20 protein-coding genes are annotated in these 18,084 nt (G+C 59.2%); 16 read left to right on the top strand and 4 right to left on the bottom strand.

Going from position 1 to position 18,084, the window contains the following annotated elements:
* Both QYQ93_RS23270 and QYQ93_RS23265 read right to left on the bottom strand, forming a co-directional pair.
* The gene (locus QYQ93_RS23270; RefSeq protein WP_338475559.1) at positions 1-2,037 is read right to left on the bottom strand and encodes a sensor histidine kinase; all 2,037 of its coding nucleotides are present in this window, start codon (positions 2,035-2,037) and stop codon (positions 1-3) included.
* A gap of 46 nt (positions 2,038-2,083) precedes the next feature.
* Entirely contained in the window at positions 2,084-3,001 is a 918-nt protein-coding gene (locus QYQ93_RS23265) for a putative 2-dehydropantoate 2-reductase (RefSeq protein ID WP_338475558.1), read from the bottom strand.
* A 122-nt stretch (positions 3,002-3,123) separates the two neighbouring features.
* Between QYQ93_RS23265 and QYQ93_RS23260 the strand changes: the two genes are divergently transcribed.
* A complete protein-coding gene (locus tag QYQ93_RS23260; protein ID WP_003193880.1) occupies positions 3,124-3,609 on the top strand; it encodes a YajQ family cyclic di-GMP-binding protein in 486 nt (161 codons plus the stop codon).
* A 137-nt stretch (positions 3,610-3,746) separates the two neighbouring features.
* Complete coding sequence (locus tag QYQ93_RS23255) at positions 3,747-4,589, top strand: mechanosensitive ion channel family protein (protein ID WP_338475557.1); 843 nt, start codon at positions 3,747-3,749, stop codon at positions 4,587-4,589.
* A 181-nt stretch (positions 4,590-4,770) separates the two neighbouring features.
* Here the strand turns inward: QYQ93_RS23255 and QYQ93_RS23250 are convergent, their stop codons facing one another.
* A complete protein-coding gene (locus QYQ93_RS23250) occupies positions 4,771-6,051 on the bottom strand; it encodes an OprD family porin (protein WP_043051422.1) in 1,281 nt (426 codons plus the stop codon).
* Positions 6,052-6,795: 744 nt separating this feature from the next.
* Here QYQ93_RS23250 and QYQ93_RS23245 point away from each other — a divergent pair.
* Together QYQ93_RS23245 and QYQ93_RS23240 are read left to right on the top strand one after the other, a co-directional pair.
* Positions 6,796-7,221 carry an HIT domain-containing protein gene (locus QYQ93_RS23245; protein ID WP_043051421.1) on the top strand — a complete coding sequence of 142 codons (426 nt, stop codon included), beginning with the start codon at positions 6,796-6,798 and terminating at the stop codon, positions 7,219-7,221.
* Positions 7,222-7,224: 3 nt separating this feature from the next.
* Positions 7,225-7,431 carry a SlyX family protein gene (locus QYQ93_RS23240; RefSeq protein WP_043051420.1) on the top strand — a complete coding sequence of 69 codons (207 nt, stop codon included), beginning with the start codon at positions 7,225-7,227 and terminating at the stop codon, positions 7,429-7,431.
* Between the two features lie 72 nt (positions 7,432-7,503).
* Here the strand turns inward: QYQ93_RS23240 and QYQ93_RS23235 are convergent, their stop codons facing one another.
* Positions 7,504-8,106, bottom strand: coding sequence for a cold-shock protein (locus tag QYQ93_RS23235; RefSeq protein ID WP_005790922.1), 603 nt, complete (start codon positions 8,104-8,106; stop codon positions 7,504-7,506).
* A 427-nt stretch (positions 8,107-8,533) separates the two neighbouring features.
* Between QYQ93_RS23235 and QYQ93_RS23230 the strand changes: the two genes are divergently transcribed.
* The 12 genes from QYQ93_RS23230 to tolA all read left to right on the top strand — a co-directional run bounded on the left by QYQ93_RS23230 (position 8,534) and on the right by tolA (position 18,082).
* A complete protein-coding gene (locus QYQ93_RS23230) occupies positions 8,534-9,007 on the top strand; it encodes a Dps family protein (protein ID WP_003193874.1) in 474 nt (157 codons plus the stop codon).
* Between the two features lie 181 nt (positions 9,008-9,188).
* Positions 9,189-9,539 carry a ribbon-helix-helix domain-containing protein gene (locus QYQ93_RS23225; protein WP_043051419.1) on the top strand — a complete coding sequence of 117 codons (351 nt, stop codon included), beginning with the start codon at positions 9,189-9,191 and terminating at the stop codon, positions 9,537-9,539.
* Between the two features lie 171 nt (positions 9,540-9,710).
* A complete protein-coding gene (locus QYQ93_RS23220) occupies positions 9,711-9,932 on the top strand; it encodes an FmdB family zinc ribbon protein (RefSeq protein ID WP_003193872.1) in 222 nt (73 codons plus the stop codon).
* Positions 9,933-10,040: 108 nt separating this feature from the next.
* Positions 10,041-11,816, top strand: a complete 1,776-nt coding sequence (gene aspS, locus QYQ93_RS23215) for an aspartate--tRNA ligase (RefSeq protein ID WP_043051418.1) — start codon at positions 10,041-10,043, stop codon at positions 11,814-11,816.
* A gap of 135 nt (positions 11,817-11,951) precedes the next feature.
* Positions 11,952-12,698 carry a YebC/PmpR family DNA-binding transcriptional regulator gene (locus QYQ93_RS23210; protein WP_043051417.1) on the top strand — a complete coding sequence of 249 codons (747 nt, stop codon included), beginning with the start codon at positions 11,952-11,954 and terminating at the stop codon, positions 12,696-12,698.
* A gap of 171 nt (positions 12,699-12,869) precedes the next feature.
* On the top strand, positions 12,870-13,394 hold the full coding sequence (ruvC, locus tag QYQ93_RS23205; protein WP_032862494.1) for a crossover junction endodeoxyribonuclease RuvC: 525 nt from the start codon (positions 12,870-12,872) through the stop codon (positions 13,392-13,394).
* A 68-nt stretch (positions 13,395-13,462) separates the two neighbouring features.
* Positions 13,463-14,074 carry a Holliday junction branch migration protein RuvA gene (ruvA, locus tag QYQ93_RS23200; RefSeq protein WP_003175802.1) on the top strand — a complete coding sequence of 204 codons (612 nt, stop codon included), beginning with the start codon at positions 13,463-13,465 and terminating at the stop codon, positions 14,072-14,074.
* Positions 14,075-15,133 (top strand): Holliday junction branch migration DNA helicase RuvB, encoded by a 1,059-nt coding sequence (gene ruvB, locus QYQ93_RS23195; RefSeq protein ID WP_043051416.1) that lies wholly within the window; start codon positions 14,075-14,077, stop codon positions 15,131-15,133.
* A 247-nt stretch (positions 15,134-15,380) separates the two neighbouring features.
* A complete protein-coding gene (ybgC, locus tag QYQ93_RS23190) occupies positions 15,381-15,836 on the top strand; it encodes a tol-pal system-associated acyl-CoA thioesterase (RefSeq protein ID WP_043049114.1) in 456 nt (151 codons plus the stop codon).
* A 1-nt stretch (position 15,837) separates the two neighbouring features.
* Positions 15,838-16,533 carry a protein TolQ gene (tolQ, locus tag QYQ93_RS23185; protein ID WP_043049112.1) on the top strand — a complete coding sequence of 232 codons (696 nt, stop codon included), beginning with the start codon at positions 15,838-15,840 and terminating at the stop codon, positions 16,531-16,533.
* 23 nt (positions 16,534-16,556) lie between these two features.
* Entirely contained in the window at positions 16,557-17,009 is a 453-nt protein-coding gene (gene tolR / locus QYQ93_RS23180) for a protein TolR (RefSeq protein WP_161793227.1), read from the top strand.
* The gene (tolA, locus tag QYQ93_RS23175) at positions 17,009-18,082 is read left to right on the top strand and encodes a cell envelope integrity protein TolA (RefSeq protein WP_005790902.1); all 1,074 of its coding nucleotides are present in this window, start codon (positions 17,009-17,011) and stop codon (positions 18,080-18,082) included. The genes tolR and tolA overlap by 1 nt, the downstream gene beginning before the upstream one ends.
* Positions 18,083-18,084: the final 2 nt, after the last annotated feature.

Genomic DNA, 18,084 nt, shown 5'->3' with positions numbered 1-18,084 from the left:
TCAGTGCTCCAGTTGGGTGAGTTCTGTGGGGGACAATTGGCTGCCGGCCAGGGGCAGGCGCAAGGTAAAGCAGGTGCCTTGGCCCGGGGTGGAATGCACTTCCATCTGGCCCTTGTGGTTGTTGGTGATGATGAAATACGACACCGACAACCCAAGCCCGGTGCCCTGGCCGATTTCCTTGGTGGTGAAGAACGGTTCGAAGGTGCGCTTGCGCACGTTTTCGCTCATGCCGATGCCGTTGTCTTCCACCTGTATTTCTGCCCACGGCGGGTTGAGGCGGGTGCGCAGGATAATACGCCCCGGCTCGCTGTCGTCTTCGCGCAAGTGAATGGCTTGGGCGGCGTTCTTCAGCAGGTTGAGCAGCACTTGCTCCAGCTCGTTGGCGGTGCCGGGCACAGGGCCCAATTGCGGGTCGAACTGACGGATGATCGCCTGGCCCTTGAAGTCGAAGCCGATGGTCAGGTCGAAATCGTTGCCGGCGATTTCCACGGCCTGGTCGATCAAGGCCGGCAAGTCGCAGGGGGCCATCTGGCGGTTACTGCGGCGGCTGAAACTGAGCATATGGGTAACGATTTTCGCCGCCCGCGCCCCGGCCTGCTGAATACCGTCGAGCAACTGCGGCACTTCGCGGCCTTGCAGGTAACGATTGACCGTGTCCAGCTCGATGCCCACCTGCTCGGCGTACTCCAGGTTCTTGGGCAGCTCCGGGGACAGGCGGCGACGGATGTTCTGCACGTTATGCAGGATCGCGCCCAGTGGGTTGTTGATTTCGTGGGCCATGCCGGCGGCCAGGCCACCCACCGAGAGCATTTTTTCCGACTGCACCATCATTTCTTCCAGGGACAGGCGCTGGGTGATGTCGTCGATTCGGATCACCACGCCACGCCCGGCGCCGCCCATCAACGGGTAGAACGTCAGGGCGTAATGCTTGGGTTCATCGTCCTTGACCCAGGTGACCCGCTCGATCCGTTCAACGGTGTGTTGCTCCACCGTGGCCTTGATTTGCGGCAGGTACGGTTTGAGCGGCTGGAAGGCAAGGAAGATCGGCTGGTTCAGGGCTTCATCCAGGCGCGTGCCGGAAAGGGCGGTGGCTTCCTGGTTCCACTGGGTGACGTAGAGCTGTTCATCCAGGGCGATCAGCGCCGAGGGCATCGAGTCGATAATGCTGTTGAGGTAGTTCTGGAAGCCCGTGAGCTTTTTCTCGATCTTGCTGCGCACCTGGACTTCCAGTTCCAGCTTGCGGTTGGTATGCCGGGTCTCTTCGGCCAGCCCCTGGGCCTGGTCGTAAGCGGCCTGGGAATCGTCACGCGCACGCTTGAGCTGCTGCTCGCGGGCTTCGATACGCGACAACATGGTGTTGAAGGCTTCGGCCAGGCTGCCGATCTCGTCATGGTTGCCACGCCCGGCGCGCAGGGCGTAGTTCTCTTCACGGGTGACCTGCCGCGACAGTTCTTCCAGCTCATGAATGGGCCGTGTGATCAGGCGTTTGATTTGCCGGGCAATGACCAGCCACAACAACACACTGAAAATCAGGATGCCCAGGCTTGCGGTCAGCGTGCCGGTATAGAAGGCCACCGGTAGCTCACTGCTGGCCACCAGCAGTAAATGCCCGGAAGGCTGGGTGCCGCGGGGCAGGGTAATGACCTGGTTGCTGCGAAATTCGGTCAGGCGCCAGGCCTCGATATGCCGGTAATTGTCCGGCAGGTGCAGGCGGTCGCCGTGCTGCATCTGCGCCAGACGGTTGCCTTCACCGTCGTAGAGAGCGGCGGCGCGCAGGGGTGAGTAGCTGGTCAGTTCATTGAGCAGCGCCTCGGCCTTTGCCGGGGATTCGAGCGCCTCGGCGGCGAGCGATGGGTTGGACACCAGTCGTCCAATGGCCTGCAATGCCTGAGGCGCCATGCTTTCCTGGGAGATCCAGTAGGCGGCGCTGATAAACGTGAGGTTGGCCACCAGCAACACCGTGGTCAATAGCACCAGCAGTGCCACCAGCAATTTCTGCCCTACCGGTAGATTTTCAAGACGCTGGCGCAGTGGCATCAGGGGTTTCCCAGGTGATAGACAGGTAGGCAGGGTAGCGCGTGCCTCAGTCGCTGGCCAATCCGCGTGCCAGCAAATGTTCGACCAGCCGCGCTTGCAGCTGTTGCAGATGGGGCAATACCAACTGGTGGCGAGCGGCGGCCTGGCAGGCGTAGCCCAGCAGGTAGCTGATTTCGGTACGCCGGGCGTTGGCGACATCCTGGTACATGGACGAGTAATTGGCGGCGGTGGCCTGGATCACACGCTGTACTTCGTTGTGCAGGTCCTGTGCGGCGGCGGGCTGGCCACAGCACTCCAGCAACTCGGCCAATTCAGCGCACAAGGTTGCCACTTCACACTCGTGGTCTTGCAAGCCGCCGTTGCGGCATTGGTAAAGCACGGTCAATGGGTTGATGGCGCAATTGAGCGCCAGCTTGCGCCACAGCCGCGTGAGGATATCGGTGGCCCATTCGTGGGGAATGCTCGCAGCTTGCAGGTCGTCCAACCATAGCGGTGGGGTGGGATGGTTGGCGTCGCCCAGCCAGGTGTAGCCATGGCCGGCAAACACTACCCGCCAATCGCCATCGCGAAATGCGCCTTCGGTGCTGGACGCGTAAATGCAGCGGGCCGATGGCACTTGTGCAGCCACGGCGTCCTGGCTGCCGAGACCGTTCTGCAGCAGGATCAGCTCAGCATCCGGCGCCAGTCGAGGTTGCAACTGGGCGATAGCGGGTTGGGCGTCGTAGGCTTTGCATGCCACCAGCAGGCGATGAATCGGCTCCGGGCTTTCGGCTGTTTCGCCAATCACCGCATAGGTGTGTTCCACACCGTGCTCAACCAGGGTCAGGCCCTGGCCGGCTCGATAGCTGGCCAGGCGCGCCTCATTACGCAGGATCAGCTTGACCGGCACGCCGGCACGCGCCAGCCGCGTGGCCCAGAGGGTGCCAAGGCTGCCAGCGCCGAGAATATGCCAGGGGGTCGACATCAGTTTGTGCTCCGTAGGGTCGCTCACAGTGAACGGGGCGAAAGAACCGCTATAATGCCTCGGCATTTTAGCTCGGCGCGCTCCATCTTTACTGAGCCCGCCCCTTATATTGGAGAAATCACATGCCTTCGTTCGACGTGGTATCTGAACTGGACAAACACGAAGTCACCAACGCCGTCGAGAACGCCGTCAAGGAACTGGACCGTCGCTATGACTTGAAAGGCAAGGGCAGCTTCGAGTTCAAGGAAAAGGAACTGACCGTCAACCTGACCGCTGAAGCCGATTTCCAGCTCGAAGCGATGATCGAGATCCTCAAGCTGGCTCTGGTCAAGCGCAAGATCGACGTGCAGTGCCTTGAAGTCAAGGACGCCTACGCCTCCGGCAAGCTGATGAAGCAGGAAGCCGTGCTCAAGGAAGGCATCGACAAAGAGCTGGCGAAGAAGATCGTCGCTCATATCAAGGATGCCAAGCTGAAAGTCCAGGCCGCCATCCAGGGCGAGCAGGTGCGTGTCACCGGCAAGAAGCGCGACGACCTGCAAGAGGCCATCGCGGCCCTGCGCGCCAAGACCTTCGACATGCCGCTGCAGTTCAATAACTTCCGCGACTGATGGCACTTTGGGGAACCTGTGGGTTTTTTTGACGTCCCACGCCCCAGACTCAGCGCCTACAATTGAGCCCTACGGGGCTCAATTGCGTTTTCAGGCAGTCAATCAAGCCGCATATCCGCAAAGACAGGAGAAGCTACATGGATTTAAACGCAGAAGTGGATCATTTGATCAAGACCTCCCAGTCCTGGATCCCGATGATCATGGAATACGGCAGCCGTGTATTGCTGGCCATGCTGACCCTGGCCATCGGCTGGTGGCTGATCAACAAACTGACCCATCGCGTGGGCCGCTTGCTGGCGGTACGCAACGCTGACCTGGCGCTGCAGCACTTCATTACCAGCCTGGCGAACATCGTGCTCAAAGTCATGCTGGTGGTCAGCGTGGCCTCGATGATCGGTGTGGAAACCACCTCGTTCGTCGCCGCTATCGGCGCCGCGACCCTGGCCATCGGCCTGGCATTGCAAGGCAGCCTGGCCAACTTCGCCGGTGGCGTGCTGATCCTGCTGTTCCGCCCGTTCCGCATTGGCGACTGGATCGAAGCCCAAGGCACCTCCGGCACCGTTGACAGCATCCAGATTTTCCACACCGTGCTGCGTACCGGCGACAACAAGACGGTGATCCTGCCCAACGGCACCCTGTCCAACGGCATCATCACCAACACCAACCGCCAGCCAACCCGCAAGGTGGTGTTTGATGTCGGTGTGGATTACGAGGCAGACCTGCAAAAAGCTCGCGAAGTGCTGCTGGAACTGGCCAAGGACCCACGGGTGCTGGCTGATCCTGCACCGGTGGCGGTGGTTTCGACCTTGGGCGACAGCTCCATTACGGTTTCCCTGCGCTGCTGGACCAGTACCCCGGATTATTGGGACGTGATGTTCATGTTTAATGAACTGGCGCGTGATCGTTTGAAAGCAGCGGGGATTGATATTCCGTTTCCGCAGCGGGTTATTCGTGTGATGCAGGAAAGTGCGGCTAAATAACTTGGTTTGAGGCTGTCAAACTTGGCCGATAGGTCAGCTTCGGTAAACTAGTTACTTAGCTTGCTAGTTTTTTTTTGATTGAAACAAAACTGCAATAAAAAAGCCGCTCCTTGTTTAAACAGGGAGCGGCTTTTTTGTTCAAGGCCGAAGCCTTAAGCCATCGTTGTAATTAAACAGGCGATTACAAGATGTTCAGCGGGTAGTTCGCGATCAGGCGCAGTTCGTCGATAGAAGGCGAGCCGTAGTAAACGCCATCACCGGAGCGGTAGGTCGCTTGGCGCAGACGCAGGCTGAGGTCTTTAGCCGGGCCGCTCTGAATCACGTACTTGGCTTCGATGTCGCGTTCCCACTCTTTACCGTTGCTGGTAGTGCCGGTGTTGGCACCGCTACCGGTGATGTAGCGAGTCATGAAGCTCAGGCCAGGAATGCCGAAGGTCGCCATGTTGATGTCGTAACGCGCCTGGTAGGACTTCTCGCCTTCGGCGTTGAAGTCGGAACGGGCAACGGAGTTGGCCAGGAATACCGTGCCGCCGCCGTCTACGCCGTAGCCGTAGTCGCCGTCACCGGTAACCTTCTGGGCTGCCAGGGTGAAGGTGTGAGCGCCGATGGTGTACGCGCCCTGCAAGCTGAAGGCGCGGTTGTCGAGCTTGGTCACGCCATCCTTCTCTGCGCGTTGCAGGCCTGCGCCATCGCTTTTGGTGTCGTAGATGTTGAAGTCCAGCGCGAAGGACTGATCATCGCTCAGCGCGTGGGTCCAGTTCAGGTTGCTGTAGTACTTGCGGAAGTAATCTTCGGTTTTCGCGTAGTACAGGCTACCGGTGAATTCCGGAGTGAACGCGTAGACGCCGCCGACAAAGTCGGTTTTCGTCAGGCCCAGGCTGTCGTGGTAGGTCTGTGCCTGCGCGACGCTGGAGGTGAAGTGACCGCCCTCAAGCTTGAGGCCCTTGATTTCGTTGCTGGTGATCGAGATACCTTGTGGCAGCTCCGGCAACAGACGGCTGTCGTCGGAAGCGAACACTGGCGCGGTGGTGTACTGGTCACCGACTTTCAACACAGTATTGGAGATGCGGAACTTAACCGCGCCGCCGCCCTTGGAGTAATCGTCCTGCGAACGACCGTCGGAACCGGTGGGGAACAGACCCGTGCCAGCGCGACCCTTGCCGCTGTCGAGCTTGAGGCCCATCAGGCCGATCACGTCCACACCGACACCAATGGTGCCTTGGGTGAAGCCCGATTCGTACAGGGCGTTGAAGCCCAGGCCGGTTTCTTCTGCACGGCTCTTCGAACCCGGGCCCGACGGGTTGTTACGGAAGTCGCGGCTGAAGTACAGGGCGCGAGTATTGATAGTGAACGTACTGTCTTCAACAAAGCCCTTGGAATCGTCCTGGGCGGACGCCATTGCGAACTGCGAGGTGCCTGCTGAAACAGCCAGGGCGATCATGCTCCACTTCATCACGCGCATCGTGATTTGCTCCTTTGGTTTTAGGAAGAGTACTGCCGTCCCACCTGTATTTTTATCTGGGCGGCTCTTTCTTTATTTGTGTCGGCGCAAAGTTATATCACGCAGACTCTAATGACGATACTTACCCATCTTTCCTTTCAGCTTCTTTACGAGGCTGTCGTAAATCGCTAGATCCATGTCGCAAATTCACAGCCCAAATGTAACCGGGCTGACAACTTCAATGCTCTTTTCCTACATCTTTCAAAGTTTGAAAGCTTCCTTGATGCGCATTGAACCGCCGCTGGTTTTTATCGCGAAACACCTGCTTCCAAACGGGTGCCGTTGCCGACGATATGAGGGTGAATGCAACAAGCGTGCTCAAACTGGTAGCCGAATGTCATTTTTTCGTGAAAAGCGTGAAGGGAGTGTAAAAACCGCATAAACACGGGGCTTTTAGACCCTTAGGTTCGAGCTTGGCGCCGGGGTGTTACACCTATGCGTTCATTGACAAAAGCGTTCGCCTGGGGAAAACGTTACCGGTCCACCCCGTCAGTGGGTACTTGGCGGATCCCTTTGAGGCACAAGCGGGTCATTTTGGTGCGTGCCGCCGAGGCCCGACGTAGCGTGTTCGACTGTGCGCCTGCCTCGAAAGGGTGCGTAGTTTTTATCCGATTGCTTCAAGGCTTGTGCCCATTCGCCGTGAACGCGTGGGCATTCGAAGGTATGCTGGGCGCCTGAAACTGACCTGCCGAACGGAGTGCCCACGTGTTCGCCCTAGATCAACGCCTGCAACAAGATACCTTGGCCATGGGGGACTTCCCGCTGTGTCGCCTGCTGCTGTCCAATGACTCGAACTACCCCTGGTTCATCCTGGTACCGCGCATCGACGGTATCAGCGAAGTGTTTCAACTGGATGTCGCAGATCAACAAACCTTGTGGCAAGAGACGACGGCCCTGGCGCAGTTGCTTAATGAAGGGCTGGCCGCCGATAAGATGAACATCGGCGCGCTGGGCAACGTGGTCAGCCAGTTGCATGTGCACGTGATCGTGCGTAAACGCGATGACGCCGCCTGGCCGGCTCCAGTGTGGGGCAAACATCCCGCCCAACCTTATAACCACGAGCAAGTGTCGGCGATCCGCGCCCGTTTGCGTGAGCTATTGCCCGCCGACTTCATCTTTACCCAGGACTGAACCATGGACCTGCAAGATCGCGTCACCGACCTGGAAAGCCGCCTGGCCTTTCAGGACGACACTATCGAGACCCTCAATGACATCCTGGTCACCCAGCAGCGGGCGGTCGAGCGCCTGCAATTACAGATGAAGGCCCTGCTCAAGCGCCAGGAAGAAATGGGCGGGCAGTTCGAGTCGTCCGAAGAAGAAGCGCCGCCGCCGCACTATTGAACGGGCAGACAATAAAAAACCGCGATCCAGGCAGCGCTGGAGCGCGGTTTTTTTTGCTGCGAAAGCTTAGGATCAGCGACGCGGCAGGGCAGCGATGACATCTTCGGCTTGCAGGCCCTTGTCACGGTTCATCACCGAGAACTCCACGCGCTGGCCTTCGACCAGGACGCGGTGGCCTTCGCCACGGATAGCCCGGAAGTGGACGAAGATATCATCGCCCGAGTCGCGGGAAATGAAGCCGAAGCCTTTGGAGGTGTTGAACCACTTGACGGTCCCGGTATCCCGATTGGTCATGTCGTAGTTTTGCGAGGCGGCCGCTGGGGACGAACGGTAGAAGCTGATGGCCAGGTGAAGAACGATGGCAACCACAGCAATCACCAGGCTGAGCAGGATAGCCGGATGGCCACCGACTTCAGGCATGGGCGCCAGGAGGGTGAGGGTTTGTACGACAACAGTCAGCACCAGCAGCGCACTGACCAGGTTTTGCAGTTGATGACGCGTGCCTTTGTTCCAGTAAGGGATTACCGGTGCGAGCGTCAGGTTAAGAAGGCCGAACAAGGCCAGGTACAGAGCGTCGTGTTGTTGCAGGTAGGGCAGGCTTTCAGGCTGCAGGCTCGGGATAAAGGACAGCAGCAAAGCTGCAACGCCCGTTAGCAGGTGGACGATTTTCAACATTTTGATTAACTCACGTTAAGACGGATCACAAGGAAGAGCTGACTGGCACGGTTCGCTTCTGAACAATGGGAGGCGTTGAGCACGTGCGCGGGTATCAGCCTATGTGGCGTGCCGCAGAAATAAACGGCAGCCACACGGCGTCTATTTAACAGCAAAGGCCGTGCCTACTCAAATCAAGCATTTCGGGGTGTTGCGCCGGGCACGGCATTTCTGCGGCAAACGCTTGTCCTAGACAGGTGCAGGTTTTTTTAATGGCTTGCAGAGACTCTTCCTACGGGGAGAAAGGCTTGCCAGTTCACATCTGCAGGCGGGGCAGGGTCGATTTGCCGCATGCAGCCTGGGTGTGTCGGGCTGCACGAGGCTCGCTCTCTTGCTAGAGTGGTCCTGCACCTGATCAATGAATGCTCGTCAATTGAAGGGGAAAAACATGGCAATCGATATTGGTATCAGTGAAGAAGACCGTAAATCCATCGTCGACGGACTCTCGCGGCTGCTGTCCGATACCTATGTTCTTTATCTGAAGACCCACAACTTCCACTGGAACGTCACGGGCCCCATGTTTCGTACGCTGCACCTGATGTTCGAGGAGCAGTACAACGAACTGGCGCTGGCAGTGGACTCCATCGCCGAGCGCATCCGGGCCCTGGGTTTCCCGGCACCTGGCGCCTATTCGATCTACGCCCGCCTGTCTTCGATCAAGGAAGAAGAGGGCGTGCCGAGCGCCGAAGAGATGATCAAGCAGTTGGTGGCCGGTCAGGAAGCGGTCACGCGTACCGCCCGTGGCATCTTCCCATTGCTCGACAAGGTCAGTGATGAGCCGACGGCGGACCTGCTGACCCAGCGTATGCAGGTTCACGAGAAAACCGCGTGGATGCTGCGTTCCCTGCTCGAAAACCAGTAACTGTCGAACCCGGGCGGCGCCTTTTGGGCGCTGCCTGCTTGTTTCCCTGCGCTTCCTGGCGTTGTCCTACGACTAACAACTCCCCGTCTTCTGGCTGCTCCGCGCGTCCTGCGGTTTTATAGACCCATCGCCCAATGGGAGAAACCCATTGGCTGCTGTTTGGCAATGGAGTGTCAGGTGTATGTCACGTGGAGTAGGTAAGGGAGTGATGGAAACCTGTGGTTTTCACAAGATAAAGGTCGACCCCTTTGATAAGGGGTTTGATATGGGGATGGCCAAGCCATTGTCCCGTTCGGTCAGGCTCAACGGGTTTTCTACCTGTCTGCGGCTTGAACAGATTTATTGGAATATCCTGACGGAGATCGCCAGGATCAATACCTGCTCAGTCAGCGCCTTGTTGTCCTATGTCGATCGGGAAGTGCATCTGCGCTACGGAGGAGTGAAGAACTTCAGTGGGTTGGTGAGGGTGGTGTGCGTGGTTCATGTACTCAAAGGCCGCGCCGCCGCGTCTGCGGACACGCTTGTGCAATAGCCCGCTGGCTTCGGGGCCGGCCCTTCAACCTCGCGGGCCGGCCCTGGGGCAGAAAGCCGGCTGCGCTGCCTCGATTTACCAGATATAATCCCGCGCTTTGCTGCGCATGCCGGGCTTTAATGCACAGGGCAGGGCGTGGCGCTGTAACGTTCTGATCGCCGAGACATCCCCATGCCCATGTACGACTATCAATGCGCTTCCTGTGGTCACCAGTTGGAAGCCATTCAGAAGATCAGCGCAGCGCCGCTGGTCGATTGCCCTGCCTGCCAGGCACCTGAGTTGAAGAAGATGTTGTCCATGCCGGGCTTCCGCCTGAGCGGCAGTGGCTGGTACGAGACCGATTTCAAGACCGGCGCCAAGAAGAACCTGGCGGGCGGCGACAAAGCAGACTGAGTTGAACTCTACGCGCAGGCTCCTGCATTATCCGTCCCCTGCTTTAATGTACGGTGACGAGGCAAGCCTGCCACCGAAATTCGAATTACGAGAAGTGAAACCACGACCATGATGCGCAGCCACTATTGCGGCCAACTGAACGAGACCCTGGAAGGTCAGGAAATCACCCTTTGCGGATGGGTTCACCGTCGCCGCGACCACGGCGGGGTAATCTTCCTCGATATCCGTGATCGTGATGGTCTGGCCCAGGTGGTGTTTGACCCGGACCGCGCCGAGAGCTTCGCCGCCGCCGACCGTGTGCGCAGCGAATATGTAGTGAAGATCACCGGCAAGGTGCGCCTGCGTCCGGCCGGTGCCGTGAACAAGAACATGGCCTCCGGCGGCATCGAGGTGCTGGGCTATGAGCTGGAAGTGCTGAACGAATCGGAAACCCCGCCGTTCCCGCTCAACGAATACTCCGATGTGGGCGAAGAAACCCGCCTGCGCTACCGCTTCCTGGACCTGCGTCGTCCGGAAATGGCCGAGAAGCTGCGCCTGCGTTCGCGCATGACCACCAGCATCCGCCGTTTCCTGGATGAGAACGGCTTCCTCGACGTCGAGACGCCGATCCTCACCCGGGCTACCCCGGAAGGTGCACGTGACTACCTGGTGCCCAGCCGTACCCACGCGGGCAGCTTCTTTGCCTTGCCGCAATCGCCGCAGTTGTTCAAGCAACTGCTGATGGTCGCCGGCTTCGACCGTTACTACCAGATCGCCAAGTGCTTCCGTGACGAAGACCTGCGCGCCGACCGCCAGCCTGAATTCACCCAGATCGACATCGAGACCAGTTTCCTCGATGAAAAAGAGATCATGGGCCTGACCGAACAGATGATCCGCAACCTGTTCAAGGAAGTGCTGAACCTGGAGTTCGGCGAATTCCCGCACATGACCTTCGAAGAGGCCATGCGCCGCTACGGTTCCGACAAGCCAGACCTGCGTAACCCGCTGGAACTGGTGGATGTGGCCGACCAGCTCAAGGACGTCGACTTCAAGGTGTTCAGCGGCCCGGCCAACGACCCCAAATGCCGCATCGCCGCCCTGCGCGTGCCTGGCGGCGCGAGCATGCCGCGCAAGCAGATCGACGACTACACCAAGTTCGTCGGCATCTACGGTGCCAAGGGCCTGGCGTACATCAAGGTCAACGAGCGCGCCAATGGCGTTGACGGCCTGCAATCGCCGATCGTGAAAAACATCCCTGAAGCCAACCTGAACACGATCCTTGATCGCGTCGGTGCGGTCGATGGCGACATCGTGTTCTTCGGTGCCGACAAGGCCAAGATCGTCAGCGAAGCCCTGGGCGCGCTGCGCATCAAGCTCGGTCACGACCTGAACCTGCTGACCTGCGAATGGGCCCCGATGTGGGTCGTTGACTTCCCGATGTTCGAAGAGAACGACGACGGCAGCTTCAGCGCCTTGCACCACCCGTTCACCGCGCCGAAGTGCTCCCCGCAGGAGCTGGAAGCCAACCCGGCAGGCGCGCTGTCCCGTGCCTACGACATGGTGTTGAACGGTACCGAGCTGGGTGGCGGTTCGATCCGTATCCACCGCAAAGAGATGCAACAAGCGGTGTTCCGCCTGCTGGGCATCAACGAAGCGGAACAGGAAGAGAAGTTCGGCTTCCTGCTCGACGCCCTGAAATACGGCGCACCGCCCCACGGTGGTTTGGCGTTCGGCCTGGACCGTCTGGTGATGCTGATGACCGGCGCCCAGTCGATCCGCGAAGTGATTGCCTTCCCGAAAACCCAGAGCGCTGCGGACGTCATGACCCAGGCGCCGGGTGTGGTGGATGCCAAGGCACTGCGCGAGCTGCACATTCGCCTGCGCGAGGCGCCTAAGGCTGAGTAAGGCTGCGGCGTGAAAGCGCAATAAGGTTGTACGCAGTCAAAAAGGCGCATCTTCGGATGCGCCTTTGCGTTTAAAAGAAGGAAATCCTGCCTGGTGCGGGATTGATAAGGTTTCTAGAGAATTCGGAGTTGTGTTATGGCTGGCCATTCCAAGTGGGCGAACATCAAGCACCGCAAAGAGCGTCAGGATGCCAAGAAGGGCAAGATCTTCACCAAGTGGATTCGCGAACTGACCGTCGCTGCCCGCCAGGGCGGCGGTGACCCGGGTTCCAACCCGCGTCTGCGCCTGGCTTTGGATAAAGCGCTTGGCGCCAACATGAGTCGCGACATCATCGACCGTGCCGTCGCCCGTGGCGCCGGCGCCGCCGATACCGACGACATGGTCGAGCTGACCTACGAAGGCTACGGCCCGGGCGGCGTGGCGGTGATGGTCGAGTGCATGACCGACAACCGCAACCGGACCGCCGCAGCTGTGCGCCATGCATTCAGCAAGTGCGGTGGTAACCTCGGCACGGATGGTTCGGTCGCGTACCTGTTCGAACGCAAAGGGCAGATCACCTTCGCCCCCGGCACCGATGAAGACGCACTGATGGAAGCCGCAATGGAAGCGGACGCCGACGACGTGGTCACCAACGAAGACGGCTCTATCGACGTGTTTACCTCGTTCGCCAGCTTCTACGCCGTGCGTAATGCCCTGGAGGCCGCTGGTTTCAACGGCACCGATGCAGAAATCGTGATGCTGCCGACCACCAGTGCCGAACTGGATCTGGAGGGCGCGCAGAAGGTGTTGAAAATGCTGGATATGCTTGAAGACCTGGATGATGTGCAGAATGTCTACTCGAATGCCGACATCCCGGAATCGGTGGCTGAACAGCTAGGCTGAAGAACGATGTAGATCCCAATGTGGAAGGGGCTTGTGTGGGAGGGGGCTTGCCCCCGATGGCGGTAGTTCAGTCGATTTATAAGTAACTGACCCACCGCTATCGGGAGCAAGCCCCCTCCCACATTGGATTCTCGCTGTATCGAAAAAAGTATTATTTATTCCGCAGGCGTTATGACTTTAATCCTAGGGATCGACCCCGGTTCACGCATCACCGGTTTTGGCGTGGTGCAGCACACCCCGCGCGGCTGTATCTATGTGGCCTCGGGTTGCATCCGTACCGGGGCCGGTGAGTTGGCCGAACGGCTGCAGATCGTCTATCGCGGCGTACGTGAAGTCATCCAGACTTACGGCCCCGTTACCATGGGCATCGAAAAGGTGTTCATGGCCAAGAACGCCGACTCTGCGTTGAAACTCGGCCAGGCCCGTGGCGCCGCTATCGTGGCGGGGGCCGAGGAGGGCATGGAGATCGCCGAATACACCGCGACCCAGGTCAAGCAGGCCGTCGTTGGCACTGGTGCAGCGAACAAGGAGCAGGTGCAGATGATGGTCATGCACATGCTCAAGCTCACGTCAAAGCCGCAGATCGACGCCTCCGATGCCCTGGCCATCGCCATTTGCCATGCGCACACCCGCTCCAGCCTGTTGCCTCACGGCCTGGGCACCGCACGTAGTCGTGGCGGGCGGCTACGTCTCTGATAGCATCAGTGCATTCGTTATTTGCGGTCAGGCCCTGACCTGACCCTCAAGCCTTAAGGATCTGAACCGTGATTGGACGCTTGCGCGGCACCCTGGCTGAGAAACAGCCGCCGCACCTGATTCTGGATGTGAATGGATTGGGTTATGAGCTGGAAGTGCCCATGACCACCTTGTATCGCCTGCCGTCGGTCGGCGAGCCGATAACCTTGCACACGCATTTAGTGGTGCGTGAAGACGCGCAACTGCTCTATGGTTTCATCGGCAAGCGCGACCGCGATTTCTTCCGCGAGTTGATCCGTCTCAATGGTGTGGGGCCGAAACTGGCCCTGGCGTTGATGTCGAGCCTGGAAGTGGATGAGCTGGTACGTGCCGTTTCCGCCCAGGACACTTCGGCCCTGACCAAGGTGCCGGGCGTGGGCAAGAAAACCGCCGAGCGCCTGTTGGTGGAGCTCAAGGATCGCTTCAAGGCCTGGGAGGTGGTGCCGAGCATGTTCGCCCTGGTGCCGAACCAGCCGGATATGCCGGCGGGTCAGGTCGCCAGCGCCGAAAGCGATGCGGTCAGTGCGCTGATCTCCCTGGGCTACAAGCCCCAGGAGGCGAGCAAGGCGGTATCGGCCATCAAAGACAAGAACCTGAGCAGCGAAGACATGATCCGCCGAGCCCTGAAGGGAATGATTTAAGTGATTGAAGCTGATCGTCTGATCGCGGCCACCGGCCCGCGTGACCGTGAAGAAGTCCAGGACCGGGCCATCCGCCCCCTGAGCCTGGCCGAGTATATCGGCCAGCCTACCGTGCGCGAGCAGATGGAGCTGTTCATCCAGGCTGCGCGCGGGCGCAGTGAGTCCCTGGACCACACCTTGATCTTCGGCCCGCCAGGGTTGGGCAAGACCACCCTGGCCAATATCATCGCCCAGGAAATGGGCGTGTCGATCAAGTCTACCTCCGGCCCGGTGCTGGAGCGTCCTGGCGACCTGGCGGCGTTGTTGACCAATCTTGAACCCCACGATGTGTTGTTTATCGACGAGATCCATCGGTTGTCGCCGATTGTCGAGGAAGTGCTGTACCCGGCGATGGAGGACTTCCAGCTCGACATCATGATCGGCGAAGGCCCGGCGGCCCGTTCGATCAAGCTCGACCTGCCACCGTTCACCCTGGTCGGGGCGACCACCCGCGCGGGCATGCTGACCAACCCGCTGCGAGACCGTTTTGGCATTGTTCAACGTCTAGAGTTCTATAGCACTGCCGACCTTGCGACCATCGTCAGCCGTTCGGCGAGCATCCTGGGCTTGCCCCTGGACCCGGAAGGCGCATTTGAAATCGCCCGCCGCGCCCGCGGTACGCCACGGATTGCCAACCGCTTGCTGCGCCGGGTGCGCGACTTCGCCGAAGTGCGTGCCAAGGGCCACATCACCAAGGCGGTGGCGGACCTGGCATTGAACCTGCTGGACGTGGATGAACATGGTTTCGATCACCAGGACCGGCGCCTGCTCTTGACCATGATCGAGAAGTTCGACGGTGGCCCGGTTGGCGTGGACAGCCTGGCCGCGGCCATCAGCGAGGAGCGCCATACCATTGAGGATGTGCTGGAGCCATATCTGATCCAGCAGGGCTACATCATGCGTACACCGCGGGGCAGGGTGGTCACGCGCCATGCTTACCTGCACTTCGGGTTAAATATTCCGTCACGATTGGGGGAGATGCCTGCTGTAGACGAATTCCTCGATGCAGGGGACGATTAAAAAATGTAGGAGCGAGCTTGCTCGCGAAAAACGGCAACGATAACGCGTGCTTCCTGAGTAAACGCGGCGCCTAAGGGTTTTTCGCGAGCAAGCTCGCTCCTACAGGGTATTTGCCACGTGGGGTGATTTATCTGAAGTTTGTGCTGTCCCAGTGTCTGGTGTCGTCATTCAGGCAGTGGAAATGTTTTCAGGTATTGAAAAAACAGTTGCCCAGCCAATTGGCAACCTGAGGAGTAAGCACTAGAGTATGCGCGCGCAAAACGGGGATCAGTCGTTCGCACATCGCTGTCGCGTTTATTACGAGGACACCGATGCCGGCGGCATCGTGTATTACGTCAACTACCTCAAGTTCATGGAGCGGGCTCGCACCGAGCGGCTACGGGAGCTGGGCTTTGCCCAATCCCAGCTTGCAGGGGAGGACCTGTTATTCGTCGTGCATTCCAGCGAGGCGCGTTACCACGCGCCGGCGCGACTGGACGACGAGTTGCTGGTCAGCGCTGAAGTCATCGAATTGAACCGTGCCAGCCTGCGCTTCAAGCAGCAGGTCAGGCGGGCCACGGATGCAACGCTGCTCTGCGAGGGGCAGTTCCTGGTGGCGTGTGTGCGCACCAACAGCTTGAAACCTCGGGCCATTCCCGAAACTCTACGTGCGGCCTTTGCTGCCGTGAGCGGCGCGGGTCAACAATCAAAGCAGGAGATTTAGCGTGGAACCTACCGTCGTCGACCATTCCTCCATGTGGAGCCTGGTCAGCAATGCCAGTGTCGTGGTTCAACTGGTCATGCTGACCCTGGTAGCCGCATCGGTTACCTCTTGGGTCATGATTTTTCAGCGCAGCAACATGCTGCGCGCCGGTCGACGTGCCCTGGAGAGCTTTGAAGAGCGCTTCTGGTCGGGTATCGACCTGTCCAAGCTGTATCGCCAGGCCGGCAGCAACCCGGACCCGGATTCGGGCGTCGAGCAGATCTTCCGCGCCGGCTTCAAGGAATTCTCGCGCCTGCGCCAGCAGCCTGGGGTTGACCCGGAAGCCGTGATGGAAGGTGTGGCCCGGGCCATGCGCGTGGCCATCTCCCGTGAGGAAGAAAAGCTCGAGCAAGGCCTGCCGTACCTCGCCACCGTAGGTTCCGTCAGCCCTTACATCGGCCTGTTCGGTACCGTGTGGGGGATCATGAACTCCTTCCGCGGCCTGGCCCAGGCCCAGCAAGCCACACTGGCCACCGTGGCCCCGGGTATTGCCGAAGCCCTGATCGCCACCGCGATCGGCCTGTTTGCCGCGATCCCCGCAGTAATCGCCTACAACCGTTTTGCTGCAACCAGCGAAACCTTGATCGGCCGTTACTACACCTTCGCCGATGAATTCCAGGCGATCCTGCACCGTAAAGTGCACACCAGCGAAGAATAAGCAGGTAATTCCCAATGGCTTTAATCGCTCGAGCTCGCAAAAAGCGCAAGCCGGTCGCCGAGATGAACGTAGTGCCCTACATCGACGTGATGCTGGTGCTGCTGGTGATCTTCATGGTGACCGCGCCGATGCTCAACCAGGGCGTGAAGGTTGATCTGCCCAAGGTTTCCAGTGAAGCCTTGCCGCAAGACAACAACACTCAGGTCCTGACCATTTCGATCAAGGCTGACAAGACCTACTACTGGAACCTTGGCAGCGAAGTCGACACCCAGAAGCAGCAGGACAAGGCCCTGACCTTGCCGGCGATGACCGATGCGGTGACCAAGATCATTCGCTCCGGCAACGAAGGCGGCAAGCACACCCAGGTGTTCATCCGCGGCGACAAATCGGTCGACTACGGTTCCGTCATGGGCGCCATGGGCGGACTGCAGAAGGCCGGCGTCGGTAACGTTGGCTTGATTACCGAGGCGCCCTGATGCAGCAACAGCGAGAGCCGTCCGCCTCGGAAAGCTACTTCTGGCCTGGCGTGTGGGCAATTGCCCTGCACGTCCTGGTGTTCGGCATGCTGTTCGTCAGCTTTGCCATGACCCCGGACCTGCCGCCAGCCAAGCCGATCGTGCAGGCGACCCTGTATCAGCTGAAATCGAAGAGCCAGGCCACCACCCAGACCAATCAGAAGATTGCGGGTGAGGCCCAGAAGTCGGCTGCGCGCCAGACTGAAGTCGAGCAGATGGAACAGAAGAAGGTCGAGCAGGAAGCGGTGAAGGCTGCTGCGGAACAAAAGAAAGAAGAGGCGGCTCAAAAGGCCGAGGAATCGAAAAAGGCTGACGAAGCCAAGAAAGCCGACGAGGCGAAAAAGGCTGATGAAGCCAAGAAAGCCGAGAAAGCTGCCGAAGCGAAAAAGGCCGAAGAGAAACAACTGGCTGATATAGCCAAGAAGAAATCTGAAGAAGAAGCCAAGAAGGCTGCCGAAGAAGAGGCCAAGAAAAAGGCTGCTGAAGAAGCCAAGAAAAAGATAGTCGAAGACGCGAAGAAGAAAGCCGCCGAAGACGCCAAGAAAAAAGCTGAAGCAGACGAGGCGAAAAAGAAAGTCGCCGACGAAGCGAAGAAGAAAGCTGCCGCCGACGCCTCCAAGAAGAAGGCCCAGGAAGCAGCGCGCAAATCCGCCGAAGAGAAAAAGGCCCAGGCCCTGGCAGATTTGCTTTCCGACACGCCGCAACGTCAGCAAGCCTTGGCCGATGAGCGTGGTGATGAAGTCGCGGGCAGTTTCGACGACCTGATTCGGGCGCGGGCAGCGGAAGGCTGGACACGACCACCTTCGGCACGCAAAGGCATGACAGTAGTATTGCAGATCGGCATGTTGCCGGACGGTACGGTGACCTCGGTCAGCGTGGCCAAGTCCAGTGGTGACGGTACGTTCGACAGTTCAGCGGTTGCCGCGGTCAAGAATATTGGCCGGTTGACCGAGATGCAGGGAATGAAACCAAGTGACTTCGCTCCCTATCGTTCATTCAAGATGACATTCACACCTGAGGATCTAGCCTTGTGAGA

The organism is Pseudomonas khavaziana, assembly GCF_036704165.1.
GTDB classification, from domain to species: domain Bacteria; phylum Pseudomonadota; class Gammaproteobacteria; order Pseudomonadales; family Pseudomonadaceae; genus Aquipseudomonas; species Aquipseudomonas khavaziana.
The sequence above is the reverse complement of the archived record's forward strand: the minus strand, read 5'-3'. Positions and strand labels throughout refer to the sequence as shown.